At 68.4% G+C, this 12,927-nt stretch carries 13 protein-coding genes and 1 tRNA gene; 2 read left to right on the forward strand and 12 right to left on the reverse strand.

Annotated elements, in window-relative coordinates:
• Position 1 precedes the first annotated feature (1 nt).
• From HFP89_RS02890 to tadA, 12 genes are all read right to left on the reverse strand, one after another.
• Positions 2-832 carry a class I SAM-dependent methyltransferase gene (locus HFP89_RS02890; protein WP_168716136.1) on the reverse strand — a complete coding sequence of 277 codons (831 nt, stop codon included), beginning with the start codon at positions 830-832 and terminating at the stop codon, positions 2-4.
• A complete protein-coding gene (locus HFP89_RS02895) occupies positions 807-1,448 on the reverse strand; it encodes a methyltransferase domain-containing protein (RefSeq protein WP_168716137.1) in 642 nt (213 codons plus the stop codon). Before HFP89_RS02895 ends, HFP89_RS02890 begins: the two co-directional genes overlap by 26 nt.
• An 89-nt stretch (positions 1,449-1,537) precedes the next feature.
• A tRNA-Lys gene (locus HFP89_RS02900) sits at positions 1,538-1,613 on the reverse strand.
• 58 nt (positions 1,614-1,671) lie between these two features.
• Positions 1,672-2,463, reverse strand: a complete 792-nt coding sequence (gene mazG, locus HFP89_RS02905; protein WP_168716138.1) for a nucleoside triphosphate pyrophosphohydrolase — start codon at positions 2,461-2,463, stop codon at positions 1,672-1,674.
• Positions 2,460-3,920: an ATP-binding protein gene (locus tag HFP89_RS02910; protein ID WP_168716139.1), complete on the reverse strand. Its 1,461-nt coding sequence runs from the start codon at positions 3,918-3,920 to the stop codon at positions 2,460-2,462. The genes mazG and HFP89_RS02910 overlap by 4 nt, the downstream gene beginning before the upstream one ends.
• Positions 3,921-3,930: 10 nt before the next feature.
• Complete coding sequence (locus HFP89_RS02915) at positions 3,931-4,605, reverse strand: response regulator transcription factor (protein WP_168716140.1); 675 nt, start codon at positions 4,603-4,605, stop codon at positions 3,931-3,933.
• Positions 4,602-4,874, reverse strand: coding sequence for a hypothetical protein (locus HFP89_RS02920; protein ID WP_168716141.1), 273 nt, complete (start codon positions 4,872-4,874; stop codon positions 4,602-4,604). Before HFP89_RS02920 ends, HFP89_RS02915 begins: the two co-directional genes overlap by 4 nt.
• A 133-nt stretch (positions 4,875-5,007) precedes the next feature.
• Entirely contained in the window at positions 5,008-6,978 is a 1,971-nt protein-coding gene (locus HFP89_RS02925) for a choice-of-anchor D domain-containing protein (protein WP_168716142.1), read from the reverse strand.
• Between the two features lie 37 nt (positions 6,979-7,015).
• On the reverse strand, positions 7,016-7,486 hold the full coding sequence (locus HFP89_RS02930; protein ID WP_168716143.1) for a hypothetical protein: 471 nt from the start codon (positions 7,484-7,486) through the stop codon (positions 7,016-7,018).
• Between the two features lie 34 nt (positions 7,487-7,520).
• A complete protein-coding gene (locus HFP89_RS02935; protein ID WP_168716144.1) occupies positions 7,521-8,354 on the reverse strand; it encodes a hypothetical protein in 834 nt (277 codons plus the stop codon).
• 312 nt (positions 8,355-8,666) lie between these two features.
• Entirely contained in the window at positions 8,667-9,587 is a 921-nt protein-coding gene (locus tag HFP89_RS02940) for an arginine deiminase-related protein (protein WP_168716145.1), read from the reverse strand.
• A gap of 88 nt (positions 9,588-9,675) precedes the next feature.
• On the reverse strand, positions 9,676-10,110 hold the full coding sequence (gene tadA / locus HFP89_RS02945) for a tRNA adenosine(34) deaminase TadA (RefSeq protein WP_168716146.1): 435 nt from the start codon (positions 10,108-10,110) through the stop codon (positions 9,676-9,678).
• Positions 10,111-10,406: 296 nt separating this feature from the next.
• Here tadA and HFP89_RS02950 point away from each other — a divergent pair, with 296 nt between their 5' ends.
• Positions 10,407-11,822, forward strand: coding sequence for a GMC oxidoreductase (locus HFP89_RS02950; protein WP_168716147.1), 1,416 nt, complete (start codon positions 10,407-10,409; stop codon positions 11,820-11,822).
• A 3-nt stretch (positions 11,823-11,825) separates the two neighbouring features.
• Entirely contained in the window at positions 11,826-12,884 is a 1,059-nt protein-coding gene (locus HFP89_RS02955) for a hypothetical protein (protein ID WP_168716148.1), read from the forward strand.
• The last annotated feature ends 43 nt before the right edge of the window (positions 12,885-12,927 follow it).

The following is a 12,927-nucleotide window of genomic DNA, read 5'->3' on the forward strand; positions in this document are numbered from 1 at the left end:
CTCAGCGGCGCTCGAACTTCAGCGTGAAGCGGTCGCTTTCGCCGATCGCCTCGTAGCCGGCCGGGTCCTCGCCTTCGGGCACGTTCAGCCCGGGCGGCAGGGTCCAGACGCCGTTCGGATGATCGGCCGTGTCGGCCGGGTTGGCGTTGACCTCGCTGGAGTCGACCAGCCGGAAGCCGTTGGCCTCGGCGCGGGCCACGACCCAGCTCGACTTGACGTAGCCGTTGAACCGGCTGTCGTCGGCGTCTTCGGGCATGCGGTGACCGACGATGCCGAAGGTCCCGCCGGGCTTGAGCACATCGCGCGCGGCCTGCAGGACCTCATCGAACACCCCGTCGCGCTTCCAGCCGTGCACGCTGCGGAACGACAGCACCATGTCGGCCGAACCGGCGGGACCGAGGTCCGTCGTCTTCGGCGGATGGAACGGCACCACCACCGGCTCGCCGAAGCGCTCGACATCGGCCACCCGTTCGCGCCAGGCAGCCATGGCCGGCTCGAAGTATCCGGGCGGGTCATCGATGCTCAGGTCGAAGTGGCCGGCCACGTACTGGCCCTGCTCGGCCAGGTACGGCGCGAGAATCTCGGTGTACCAGCCGCCGCTGGGGGCGAGCTCGACCACCGTCATGTCCGGCTGGATGCCGAAGAAGGTCAGCGTCTCGTACGGATTGCGGGCATCGTCCCGGGCCTTCTCGGCGGCCGGACGGGCATCGTCGTCGACGACGGCGCGCAGGCGGTCGTCGGCCAGCGCCGGTGCGGCCAGCACCAGGCCGGCCATCAGCGCGCCGGCGGCGCGGAACAGGGCCCGATCATGAGCCGGGGTACGGTTGTGCATGGGGGTTCTCCAGTGGGTCCAGGTCAAGACTGAGGGTCAGGTCGTACAGGGTATGTCCACTTGCCGCGTACTTTCGCTCGAACGGCGTCAGCGGCGCGTCGGCCTCGAACGATACCACCGGGGCCGCCGCGCGGCCATGCAGCGACAGCGCATGCGCGCATTCGTCGAGGTAGATCCGCCAGTTCGACCGCACGGTAAGCACGCCGCCCAGCGCCACCAGCGTCGGAAACACCGGGTGGGCGGGCCAGCGCCGGCCGACCTGGCCGGGCTTGGGCGACGGGTTCGGGTACAGCAGATAGTGCCGGGCCGGCCGCAGGCGGGCCTCGAGCAGCAGGCGCCAGGCGTCTTCCAGCCGGGCCCGCGCCAGCAGGACCGCAGCACCGGTCCGCGGCGCGCGCGCCAGGCGGTGCGCCGAGCGGTCGATGCCGAGCACCTGTGCGTCGGGATGACGGCGGGCCAGCAGCGCCGTCGACGCGCCGGTGCCGCAGCCGGAGTCCAGGATCAGCGGCCTAGAGGGGTCGCGCCAGCGCAGCACCTCGTCGAAGGCGGCACGGCTGCCGGCGTGGATCGGTGCGGCCCAGCGGTGGCGGCGGTGGCGCAGAACGAGTCCGGCCAATCGCGGATGAACGCCGCGCTGCGGCGATCGCACCGGTCGGGACGGCGGGTTCGGCGCGGGGCCGCTACGGGGGAGATCGTCCGAGGAAATGGTGGGCCGTGAAGGACTCGAACCTTCAACCAACGGGTTAAAAGCCCGGTGCTCTACCACTTGAGCTAACGGCCCGCTCGAACGAAGCGCCGAAGTATAGCAGGCAGGCGCCGACCGCGGAAGCCGGACCGGCTCATCCGGTGTCGGCCTTGACGCGCTGGTAGACCGCTTCCTGCTCGTCGAGGGTCCGCTCGGCGAGCGGGCGCCCCTCGGCCTCGGCGGCGGCTTCCATCGCGCGGAAGCGACGCTCGAACTTGTGGTTGGTCCGGCGCAGCGCGGCGTCGGGGTCGAGGTCGAGCTTGCGGGCCAGGTTGGCCACCGCGAACAGCACGTCGCCGAGCTCGTCCTCGAGCCGGTCGCGGTCGGCCGGGTCGAGCTCGGCCTCCAGTTCGTCGAGCTCCTCGCGGATCTTGGCGAGCACCGGCTCGATGTCCGGCCAGTCGAAGCCGACCCGGCCGGCGCGCTTCTGCAGCTTGACGGCCCGGCGCAGCGGCGGCAGGCCGCCGGACACGCCGTCGAGCGCGCTCTGCGCGCCGCCCGCGGCCCGCTCCTGCTCCTTGATCGCTTCCCAGTTCGCGGTCTGCTCGTCGGCATCCATGCGTGGCGCATCGCCGAACACGTGCGGGTGTCGGCGGATCAACTTGTCGGCGATGCCGTTGGCCACCTCGGCGAACCCGAAGGCGCCGGCCTCGCGACCCAGCCGGGCATGGAACACCACCTGGAACAGCAGGTCACCGAGCTCGTCACGGACGTGCTCGAGATCGCCGCTCTCGATCGCATCGGCGACTTCGTGGGCTTCCTCGATGGTGTACGGCGCGATGCTCCGGAAATCCTGCTCGAGGTCCCAGGGGCAGCCCGACACCGGATCACGCAGCCGATCCATGACCTCCAGGATCCGGTCGAGGGCCTTGTGGTTCTCGCTCATTCGGCGTCCTTGGCTCGGGCTTCGGGGGGCAGGTCCAGCGTCACGCGCAGACCGCCCAGCGGGGAGCGACCGGCGGTCACCCGGCCATCATACCCGGACACGATCCGTTCGACGATGGCCAGCCCCAGACCCTGCCCTTCGACCCGCTGCCGGTCGCGCTGGTCGCCGCGGACGCCGCGCTGGAGCATCCGCTCGAACTCCTCGGCGTCCATGCCCGGTCCGTCGTCGTCGACATCGATCTGCAGACCGCGTCGACGCAGGCTGGCGGTGCCCTGGCGCGCCTGGACCCGGACCCGGGCCGCGCCGTACTTGGCGGCGTTCTCGGCCAGATTGCCGACCAGCTCCAGCAGGTCGCGCTCCTCGACGTTGGCGGCCAGGCCCTCGGCCACGTCGAGCTCGAACTCGACGTCGTGGTAGAGCTTGCCGAGCGTACGGATGGCGCGATCCAGCACTGGCCGCACGCCGACCAGGGCGCGCATCGTGCGACGTCCCGAGCGCAGTGCGCGATCGAGCTCGGCACGGACCCGCAGGCGCATCTGTTCGACCGTGTCGCGCAGCGATTCCAGATCGACGTCGTCGTCGTCGAGCTGGGTCCCGATGACCGCCAGCGGTGTCTTCAGGGAATGGGCCAGGTCGCCCAGCGCGCGTCGGTACTGCTCGACGTTCGTGCGTTCGGTCGCGAGCAGCGCGTTGAGATTGGCGGTCAGCGGTTCGAGCTCCCGTGGATAGCGCCCGCGCAGCCGGTCGGCCCGGCCGGCCTCGACGTCACCGACTTCGCCGGCCACCCGCCGCAGCACCAGCAGGGGCTGGACCAGCAGTGCGATCAGGGCCACCAGCAGAATCGCACCGGCCAGCGCCAGCCAGCGCCACAGCACGCTGCCGAACCGCGCCAGGGTCTCGTCCATCCGGTTGCGGTCCTCGGCCGACCAGACCACCAGGTCGACGATCCGGCCGTCGGGCAGTTCCCAGCCCAGCCCGATCTGGCCGCGATGGTATCGGTCCTCACCGGCGGCCAGGAAGCGGCTCTGGCCGCGTCCGATCGAAGCCGCCGGCGGCTGCAGGTCCACGCCCAGCGTCGACGGCGAGCGCCAGCGCTGGAACGAGTCCGGCGCACCGGTCGGCGAGGACAGCCGCAGCCCGGCGTACAGCCCCGAGGCCGGTCGGGCAAGCAGTGAATCACCGAGGTTGCTCGGCGCGACCAGGCGCCCGTCGGATGTGACATCCATGCCGGCCAGGACCTGGAAGGCTGCGCCCTCCAGGCGTTCCTGCAAGGCCAGTTCGGCCGCGCTGCGATACGCCTGCTGGACAGCCAGCCCGATCAGGCCGAGCGCGACCAGCAGAACGACCAGCGCCGAAACGGAAAGACGCAGCAGCAGTGACGGAGCCCGGCGCGGCGATTCGTCCTCGGGGCCGGGCGGCCGCGCGGCGACCGTTGTGTTCGGAGCGGACCCGGACATCGAGGCGGGTTCAGGCGTCCGGACTGAACCGGTAGCCCCGGCCACGAAGCGTCTGGATCGGCTTCCAGTCGCCGTCCGGATCGAGCTTGCGGCGCAGCCGTCCGAGAATCACTTCGATCACGTTCGAATCCGGATCGGCATCGTCTTCGTAGAGGTGCTCGTTGAGCTGGAGCTTCGACAGGACCTGGTCGGGGTGGAGCACGAAATAGGCCAGCAGCTTGTATTCGAACTGGGTCAGGTCCAGCGGCTCTCCGTTCAATGTCACCTTCTGCGAATTCAACTGGACCTTGAGCGGGCCGAACACCACGTCGGAACTGGCGTGGCCGCCGGCCCGACGCAACAGCGCGTTGACCCGGGCCAGCAGTTCTTCGGTCCGGAACGGCTTGGTCAGGTAGTCGTCGGCGCCGTTCTCCAGCGCCTCGACCTTGTCTTCCCAGTGATCGCGGGCGGTCAGGATGAGCACCGGATACCGCTTGTCGGCGCGCCTGAGTTCCTTGACCACGTCCAGGCCGGACTTGCCCGGCAGGCCGAGGTCGACGATCGCCAGGTCGATCGGGTATTCCTGGGCCATGTAGGCCCCTTCGATGCCTTCGCCGCAGGCATCGACGACGAACCCTTCCCGCTTCAGTCGTTCGCTCAGCGTTTCACGCAGCGCCGTCTCGTCCTCCAGCAGCAGAACCCTCATCGGTCTCGTCTCCGATCGTCGGCGGGAACCCGGATCGTCTTGACCACACCGTCGCGGGTCATGATCCGGATCTCGTAGAACCGCCGGCCGTTGCGCTCGACCTCGCGCGCCGAGACCACGCGGGCATCGTTCTGTCGCGCAACGCGTTCGGCGACCTCGCGCAGCGAGTCGGCGCGGACTTCGCCGCCCGGCAGCGCGGCGGCGCCGAACAGCAGGGTCGTCGCCATCAGCCCGGCGGCCAGGATCTGCTTGAAGGAGGTCTTGATCATGCCGCCATTCTAGACCCGCGGTCTGAATCCGTGCTGAACCACGCCTGCGCATCGGGTCGTGACCAACCAACGAAAAAGGCCGCCCCGGGGGCGGCCTTTTCCGAACCTCGGCGTCAGACGCCGAGCGTAGTGCTTACGCCATCATGCGACGGCCGGCCAACCCGCCCAGGGCGAGCAGGACCAGTGCCATCAGCAGAAGGCCCCAGCGGTTCATGGTCGGAATGACCAACGGCTGGCCCTGACAGGTGACGAAGAAGTTCGCTGCAGCGACGTCGGCACCGACGATTTCGCAGGCCACCTCGGCCTGGAACAGGCCCGGTGCGGTCGGCGTGCACTGGAACGAAGCCGCTTCCGAAGCACCGGCCCCGACCGTGAAGCTGATCGGGTCGGGCGTGAAGGTGAACACGCCATCCGGATCGGTCACGGAGCAGGACACGTCGTAGCTGTCGACGGCACCGGCGTTCGAGAACACCAGGTCACCGGCCGGCGTGGTCGTGGCCGGCGGAACCACGCCCAGGTTCAGCGTACCGCCGTCGGCCGGGCTCGAGCCGAACACGGCGTCGGTCTGGCCGGAGCAGGTCAGCGGGTAGGTCACCGGAGCAGCCGTGTCGTTGTTGGTCACTTCCAGCGTGGCCGTCAGCGCACCGGCAGCGGCCGGCGGCGTGCAGGTCACTTCGATGTCGGCACCGCCGTCCGGCGAACCCACGACCGGGTACGGACCGGTGTTGTTGATCGTCACGGCAAACGCCCCGGCATCCGGGCCGGTGATGTTGGCCGGGCCGATGGTCAGCTCCGACGCCGTGCCGGAACCGTTACCGGTGTTGTAGACGTCGATCGCGATCGGCGGCGAGGTCACACCGTTGGTCACCGTGCCGAATGCCAGCGTAGCGCCGACGGCCGGATCGGAGGTGTAGGTCGGGAACTCGTCGAGGATTTCGCAGGTCACGGTAACGCTATCGGTGTCGGCATTGCCGCCATTCGCGTCCGTGGAGTCGAAATCGATCGTGGCCGAGAAGTTGCCCGCGGTAGTGCGGTCGCAGGACACGGTGTAGACCTGGTTGCCACCGGTGGCAATGGTCGTCGTGCCCGCCGGGGTCACGGTGAACGTGCCCGGGTTCGCGCCGCCGAGGGTCGGAGTCACGTCTGCAGGCGCACTGAAGGCGTCACCGGCGTTCGACACGGTCACGGTGTCGCTCGGGTCGGCCGCATCGGTGGTCAGACCGTTCAGCGTGATGCTTGCCGTCGAGGTCGTAACGTCCGGGGTCAGGCCGGAGCAGCTGACCTGATACAGCGGTGCCGGTTCGTTGATCGAGTTGTTGGTCACCTCGACCGCAGCAATTCGCGCTCCTCGCGCAGTCGGCGTACAGGTCAGATCGACCGGCACATCCGCACCACCGTCGGCGATCGTGAACGGCGCCGTAACGACCGTGAAATCACCGGGGTTTGCGCCGGTCAGCGGGAACGCGGTGACTTCGAGGGTCTGATCCCCGATTTCGGAGACCGTGATGTCGGCCGCGGAGGCATCGGCAAGTTCACCGACCAGTGCCGCGCCGATGTTGATCGCCGGACCGCCCGAGGACGGCGTCGATGCATAGCCGGCATTGCCGGTGATCGAACCGGTGATCTGGCCGTCGGAACCGGTGATCGCAACAGGGGCGCCAGTCAGATCCGAACCAGACGCATTGGTGAACGTCAGGGTGTGCGTTCCAGGCTGGTTGATCTGGAACTCCCACTGGCCGATCGGTGCAATGTTGAACGGCGTGATTTCGTCGATCGGAAACGCCAGATCGGCAATGAGGGAGCGAATGATTCCGCTCCCCGCGCCACCCGGCTCGGTGCACGTTGCCGAGTGCGTGGCCGGGATGTTGTTTCCGCAGGTGCTCACGTCGACCGGCGTCAGCGCGGCGGGGTCGTAAGTGATGTCGAACTGGTAGCCGGCAACGTCGTCGGCGTCCAGCGCGGAATAGTCGTAGGTCACGACCACGTTACCGCCAACGGCGCCGGAAGCGCTGCCAACGGTGATGCTGATGTCGGCAAAAGCCGATGCCGAGGCCAGCAGGGCGGCCCCGGCAATGCTTGCCGGAAGAAGTTTCTTGTACAACATGGGTAGTCTCACTCCTGGATTGAGATCGGTGTTCTAGTTATTTCAGGTGGTCCGGCGTGATGTCCACACCCTGTGCGTCGGCAAGGACGACACCGGCCAACTGCGCGGCAGGTGCTGCATCGGCCGAAGCCTGGCGCAGTTCCATGCGCTTGGACTGGTCGCGCGACGGTGCCGTGATGGTCACCAGCGTACCGTCCGGAAGCGGCGCGTTCTCCATCGAGAACACGATCACGCGGAGGTTGCCCTCATCGTTGATCGTGCAGTTCGCGATGTGGCTTTCCGCAACGCTGGTCCCGCACTGGAACTGGCCTTCTGCCACCTTGATCCCCTTGACGTCGAACTGCAGGCCAACGACCTGACCGTCCGAAACGTATTCCACTGTGTACCCGTTACCGCTGGGCTGAACCCACAGGTCATTTCCTGAAGCATTTCCCTTGTCGGCATGAGCCGCGCCGGCCGACAGCGCCACCACAGCGGCTGCAGCCAGGATTCGATGATTGATGCGCATGATTCGGATCTCCTTTAAGGAATGGTGGCGAACTTTACTGGGTGACCTGGCAAGCGCCAGTCGTACCCGCCAGCGTGACGATCTGGATCACGTCCTGGACGTTGATCTGCCCGTCCTGACTGCAATCCGGCGTGCCATTCGCCAGTGCACCGCCACCTGCTTCGGTAACGATCTGGATCACGTCCTGAACGTTCACGATTCCATCCGCATCGCCATTGACGTTGCAGTTGCAGAGACGACCGACCGCGGTGCTGCGACGCGACTCGTAGGCGTCGAAATACGTTGTGCCGGTATGCGTGTTCAGGTTGCCGAGCCGAACCGACTGCAGCTGCGTGCCGGCGTTGCTGAGCGTGGTGTTCTCGGACGCGGTTGCGCCGTTGACCGAAAGCGAGATAACGCCAGAACCGGCGCCCTGCGCCCAGTCGATCTCGATCGAGTTCCAGGCATTGCTGGTGCCGGCCTGGCTCACGGACTGCCCCGTAGAGGTGTCGGTCAGGGTGACGTTACCGGAGGCGTCGACCGTGACGTTGAACCGCTCGCTGCCGCCAGCGGTATCGCCGTAGCCTGCGTAGATTTCGGCCGTGTCGCTGTTGCCGGCCCAGAAGTAGGTCCGCGCGACGATGCGATCGATGCCGCCCGGGTTGTTGTCCTGGACGTACCCGGCGCCGGTAACCTCCATGCCGCACAGCCCGGCGTAGCGAGCGATGCTGTCGGTCAGCGGATCACCCGCAGCCACAGCACCGCTGTTGCTGCTCCAGTTATCGAGCGTGCAAGCCATCGCGGCCTGGCCGGCGAATGCTGCGCCCAGCAGCAGAGCGCCCGCGGCGGCCGTGCGTCCGAGGATGGATTTCGAATTCGTGTTTCTCATGAGAACCAACTCCTGAATGTCATCGATTTCAATATGTTGCAACAACGGTAAGATTGCGTTCAGCGGGTCGCACCTTGGGCCCTCGGTATCTTGCACACTCCCCGCCGGGGTCTGTTTCCAGACCGCCAAGCGCGATAGTAGCAGCATTCCTGCCGGGTTTCCAATCCCCGATCGGAGCCAGAACCCGCCCGGAATTCGTGACTCCCGTCACGATCCCGCACCCCGGACGCGCCCGTCGTGCAGATTCGCGACTGCGCCTTCCATTCTTATAAACGCGTTCCGTGACGAAATCACGTCAAGATTCAGCACGATTCAGAAGATTTCGGCGATGCAGCAGCGCAGCGACCCCCCGGCCTTCTCGACCTCGTCGAGCTCGACGGCGTGAATCCGGAAGCCCCAGCCCTCGAGCTGCTGGCGCTTTTCGGGCGCCAGTGCACGCCAGGCGGTCGCGCTGAAGAACAGGTCGTCGAGGGTCACCGCCAGGCAATTGCCGGCGAAGGCCTGCTTCTCCTCCCGGGTGATTTCCAGCACGCGGCCCGGAAAGGCCTCGGCGATCGCGGCGGGTACGGCCGGATCGACGAAGGCGTCGGGGCAGATCACCAGCGCCCTGGAGGCCAGCACCGACATGACCACGTTGGTGTGGTACTCCTCCGGCTTGAGGTCGAAGCGGAAGGTCAGGGCCAGCTCGAACGCATCGTGCATCGCCCGGCAGCCCGCCTCGTCGACCCGACCGGTCATCCCGCAGAATCCCAACCGCCGCGCCCGGTCGATGACCAGCGCACCGGTCAGCTCGGCCACGCAGGCCGGGCCGGCGGCGAGGTCGATGGTCTGGTATTCCATCAGGTCGGAAAAGAACGCGCGGATGTCCGGCCGCTCGGCCTCGCGCTGGCGCTCCGGGTGGCGCATGGCGCCGACGATGAAGCGCCCCGGAATCGTCGCGAACACGTTGTTCGGGAACAGGTCGTCGGGATTGGCCTCGCGGCCCGGGAACCGGATCACAGGAATGCCGCAGCCGGCGATGGCATCGGTCAGACGCCGGTGCTGCTCGAGGGCCAGCGACGGGTTCACGCCGACGGTCAGGTCCATGTAGCGGTTGTCGCGGGCGGCCTGGCGGGACAGACGGAACTGGTCCGGTTCGACCAGGAACACCGCCCGCGGCACGGCGGGTGAATCGTCGGTGAGCCAGTCCTGTCGGATCTGGTCGAGAAAGTCTTCGGGACGGGTAACGATCATCGGGTCGAGGCGGTGGATTCGGGAAAGCGCCCGGCAACGGCGGCGCCATTCTCGGGGCCGGGACCGATCGCGTCAATCCCCTCGTCGATCATCCCCGCCGCGCCCGGAAGAAGGCCCGCAGCCGATCGCCTGCCTCGTCGCCCAGCGGCCCCTGCTCGATGCGGCAGCGATGGTTCAGCGCCGGGTGGTCGAGCACCTGCAGCACCGAACCGCCGGCCCCGGCGCGCGGATCGCGGGCGGCGAACACCACCCGCTCGACGCGCGCATGGACCAGCGCCCCGGCGCACATCGCGCAGGGCTCCAGCGTGACGTACAGCGTGGTCCCCGGCAGCCGGTAATTGCCGACCGCCGCGGCGGCCGCGCGCAGCGCGACGATCTCGGCATGGGCGGTCGGATCGGCGTCGGAAATGACCCGGTTACCGCCCTCGCCGAGCACGCGGCCGTCGGCATCGACCAGCACCGCCCCGACCGGCACTTCGCCGCGCCGCTCGGCGGCGTCGGCCAGCGCCAGCGAGCGCTGCATGAGCCGAAGGTCGGCTGAACACTCGCGGGGCGATGGATCGGATGCACTGGGCGAATGCGTATCGCGGGTCACGGTTCGAATCTCCGGAAGACGAACGGCTCGGCGGTCGATGTCGAAGCCGCCGGACGGACCGCCACTCGCGCGAGGGCCGTTGATGGCGGGAGCACCGGGCAGGGTCCCGGAACATAGTACAGAAGAGTTCCGCCGTTGAGCCGATCGGCAGCGGCCCCGACCCGTCACACCACCCGGCTTGGCTATACTCGCGCCTTGCTGCCGCCTCTGGTACTCCGACCCCGATGATCCACGACGCCCGGACCGACCTGCCGGAAGTTCTCGAAGCCGACGTGGCGATCGCCGGCGGCGGGCCGGCCGGCATCGTGCTTGCGCTTGAACTTGCCGAGCGGGGACGTCGGGTGCTGCTGATCGAGGGGGGTGGCCGACAATCGCCGAACGGCGGAACCTCCATCTACGACAACACGACCAGCGGTCGGCCCTATCCATTGACGGGCTCGCGCCTGCGCTGGCTCGGCGGAACCTCGAATCACTGGGGCGGCTGGGTGCGACCTTTCGATCCGCGCGATTTCACCGATGCCCCCTCGGGCGATCTGCCTGGCTGGCCGATCGACGCCGACGCACTGAATGCCGGTTACCGCCGGGCCGCGGCATGGTGCGAGGTCGGAAGCGCCGACTACGATGTCGGGCGCATCGGCCTGGAGCGTCGCGCCCGGCTGCTGGACCTGGCGAACACCGGCTTCGAGCACCGGGTGTTCCGTTTCAGCCCGCCGACGCGGTTCGGCTCGCGGTACGCGGAGAGCCTGGATCGTTCGGAGCTCATCGATTGTCGCGTCAACCTGAACCTGGTCGAGCTGCAGCAATCCGAAGACGCGGTGTCGAGCGCACGCGCCGTCACGTTCGAAGGCCGATCCTGCACCCTTCGCGCCCGGCATTTCGTCATTGCGATGGGCGGCGTGGAGAATGCGCGCTTCCTCCTCGATCAGGCACGCGTGCCCGGCAACCAGGCCGGGCTGGTCGGCGGCGGATTCATGGACCACTTCGGCTTCACCCCGGGGCTGATGCTGGCCGATGCAGGGCTGCAGTACGAGCGCGGTCGGATCGCCGGCGACGACCTGATGACCGTGATGGCGCCCTCGGCCGGCACAGAGGGACCGAATTCCTGCGTGCTGCTGACCTCGACCGCTCCCGACGACATCCTTCCGCCGGCCTACTGGACCAATCGCACCAGCGGTAACGCGGCGGGCGGTCACTACCGGATCAGCATGATCAACGCGCCGACCGCGCGTCGGGAGAGCCGGATCACGCTCGGCGACGAGCGCGACCGGCTCGGCCTTCGGCGCCCGCACCTGCACTGGCACCTGCCGCCGACCGAATTCGAACCGGTCATCGCACTGTTCGAGCGCTGGATGGACGCCATCGGCGCCCGCAACCGGGCCCGGATCAAGTGGACCCGCAAGACGCCACCGGACGAGAACGACAACGTCGGCGTCGGCTACCACCACATGGGCACCACGCGCATGTCGGCCGATCCGGCCGATGGCGTCGTCGATCCGGATGGCCGGGTCTGGGACCGGGACAACCTGTACGTCGCCGGCAGCTCGGTCTACCCCGCCGCCGGCTTCGCCAATCCGACCCTGACCATCTGCGCGCTGGCGGTCCGCATGGCCGCACACCTCGATCAACGACTGGAGGCCTGAACGATGCGCCGGCGAGCCCTTCTGAAAACCACCGGCCTGACCGTCATCGGCCTCCAGTTCGGCCTGCTGGCCGGCTGCAGCGACGAGGCGTCCGATCCGCTCGCGATCGCGCCGTCCGATCCCGGTGCGCCGGCCGCGCTGCGCGCCCTGGCCGCGCGACTGGAGGGCATCGACTTCGTCGGGCCGGTGTGCGTGGATGAACTCCGCAACCCGGCGCCGCTGACCACCCTGCTCGAGCGCCTGCAGGCGACCTCGACCGACTCGCTGGACGAGGCGATCACCGTGGCGCTGCAGCAGGACTTCCGGGCCGGCGATCGGGTCGACATCGCCGGTTGGCAGCTGGCTCGCACCGAATGCCTGTTGCTGGCTGCGGCTGCGACCGCACGCGGCCTGCGCGATCCGGCGCGTACCGGACCCGGCGCGCTGCGGTTCGAGGACTTCGCCACCATCGAGCGCTGGGGGCCGGACGAGACGATCGAAGGGGCGACGTTCAACCCGACCGGCGACGGCCGCGGCGGCTTCTGGGTTCGCGTCGCCGACCCGGTACCCGCCTCCACCCGGTTGATGCTCGACGGTGTCGAACTCACCACGCGCTTCCCGGCCGGCGGGGTCACCGCCAGTCTCGAACCGGCCCACATGGAACGGGTCATCGCCAAGCCCGGCATGTACCCGCTGCTGATGGTCGACACCGCTCGCAACGTCGCGCAGCGGGTCGGCTATCTCACCGTCCGCCCCCGCCCGCCGGCAGCGATACTGGCCGACGGCTCGACGTCCAGGGCATTCTGCGAAGTCGAGCGCTGGGGACCGGATCACGCGCCGCAGGGCCAGGCCTTCAACGAGCAACCCGACGGCAGCGCGGCCTTCTGGATCCGGATCGGCTGCGCACCGACCGAAGCGGTGCTGCTCCTGGACGGCACGCCGCTGGATACCTCGGTCCGGCCCGGGCTGGTCTCGGCTCGCGTTCCGCACTTCGCCGAGCTCGAATCGGGCGAGCACCCCCTCGTGCTGCGCGATCCGGCGTCGGGTGAAGCGCTGGACATCGGACGCTTCCGGGTCCTGTAGGCCAGGCCGGGCTCCAACGAATCGATGGAATGCGCCCCGTCGG

This window comes from Wenzhouxiangella sp. XN79A (assembly GCF_012272825.1).
Taxonomy (GTDB): Bacteria; Pseudomonadota; Gammaproteobacteria; order Xanthomonadales; family Wenzhouxiangellaceae.

Excerpts from the sequence above, each read along its gene's own strand:
- HFP89_RS02890 (WP_168716136.1), bottom strand. The coding sequence starts at position 832 with ATGCACAACCGTACCCCGGCTCATGATCGGGCCCTGTTCCGCGCCGCC.
- mazG (WP_168716138.1), bottom strand. The coding sequence starts at position 2,463 with ATGAGCGAGAACCACAAGGCCCTCGACCGGATCCTGGAGGTCATGGAT.
- HFP89_RS02910 (WP_168716139.1), bottom strand. The coding sequence starts at position 3,920 with ATGTCCGGGTCCGCTCCGAACACAACGGTCGCCGCGCGGCCGCCCGGC.
- HFP89_RS02915 (WP_168716140.1), bottom strand. The coding sequence starts at position 4,605 with ATGAGGGTTCTGCTGCTGGAGGACGAGACGGCGCTGCGTGAAACGCTG.
- HFP89_RS02920 (WP_168716141.1), bottom strand. The coding sequence starts at position 4,874 with ATGATCAAGACCTCCTTCAAGCAGATCCTGGCCGCCGGGCTGATGGCG.
- HFP89_RS02925 (WP_168716142.1), bottom strand. The coding sequence starts at position 6,978 with ATGTTGTACAAGAAACTTCTTCCGGCAAGCATTGCCGGGGCCGCCCTG.
- HFP89_RS02930 (WP_168716143.1), bottom strand. The coding sequence starts at position 7,486 with ATGCGCATCAATCATCGAATCCTGGCTGCAGCCGCTGTGGTGGCGCTG.
- HFP89_RS02935 (WP_168716144.1), bottom strand. The coding sequence starts at position 8,354 with ATGAGAAACACGAATTCGAAATCCATCCTCGGACGCACGGCCGCCGCG.
- HFP89_RS02940 (WP_168716145.1), bottom strand. The coding sequence starts at position 9,587 with ATGATCGTTACCCGTCCCGAAGACTTTCTCGACCAGATCCGACAGGAC.
- tadA (WP_168716146.1), bottom strand. The coding sequence starts at position 10,110 with ATGCAGCGCTCGCTGGCGCTGGCCGACGCCGCCGAGCGGCGCGGCGAA.
- HFP89_RS02950 (WP_168716147.1), top strand. The coding sequence starts at position 10,407 with ATGATCCACGACGCCCGGACCGACCTGCCGGAAGTTCTCGAAGCCGAC.
- HFP89_RS02955 (WP_168716148.1), top strand. The coding sequence starts at position 11,826 with ATGCGCCGGCGAGCCCTTCTGAAAACCACCGGCCTGACCGTCATCGGC.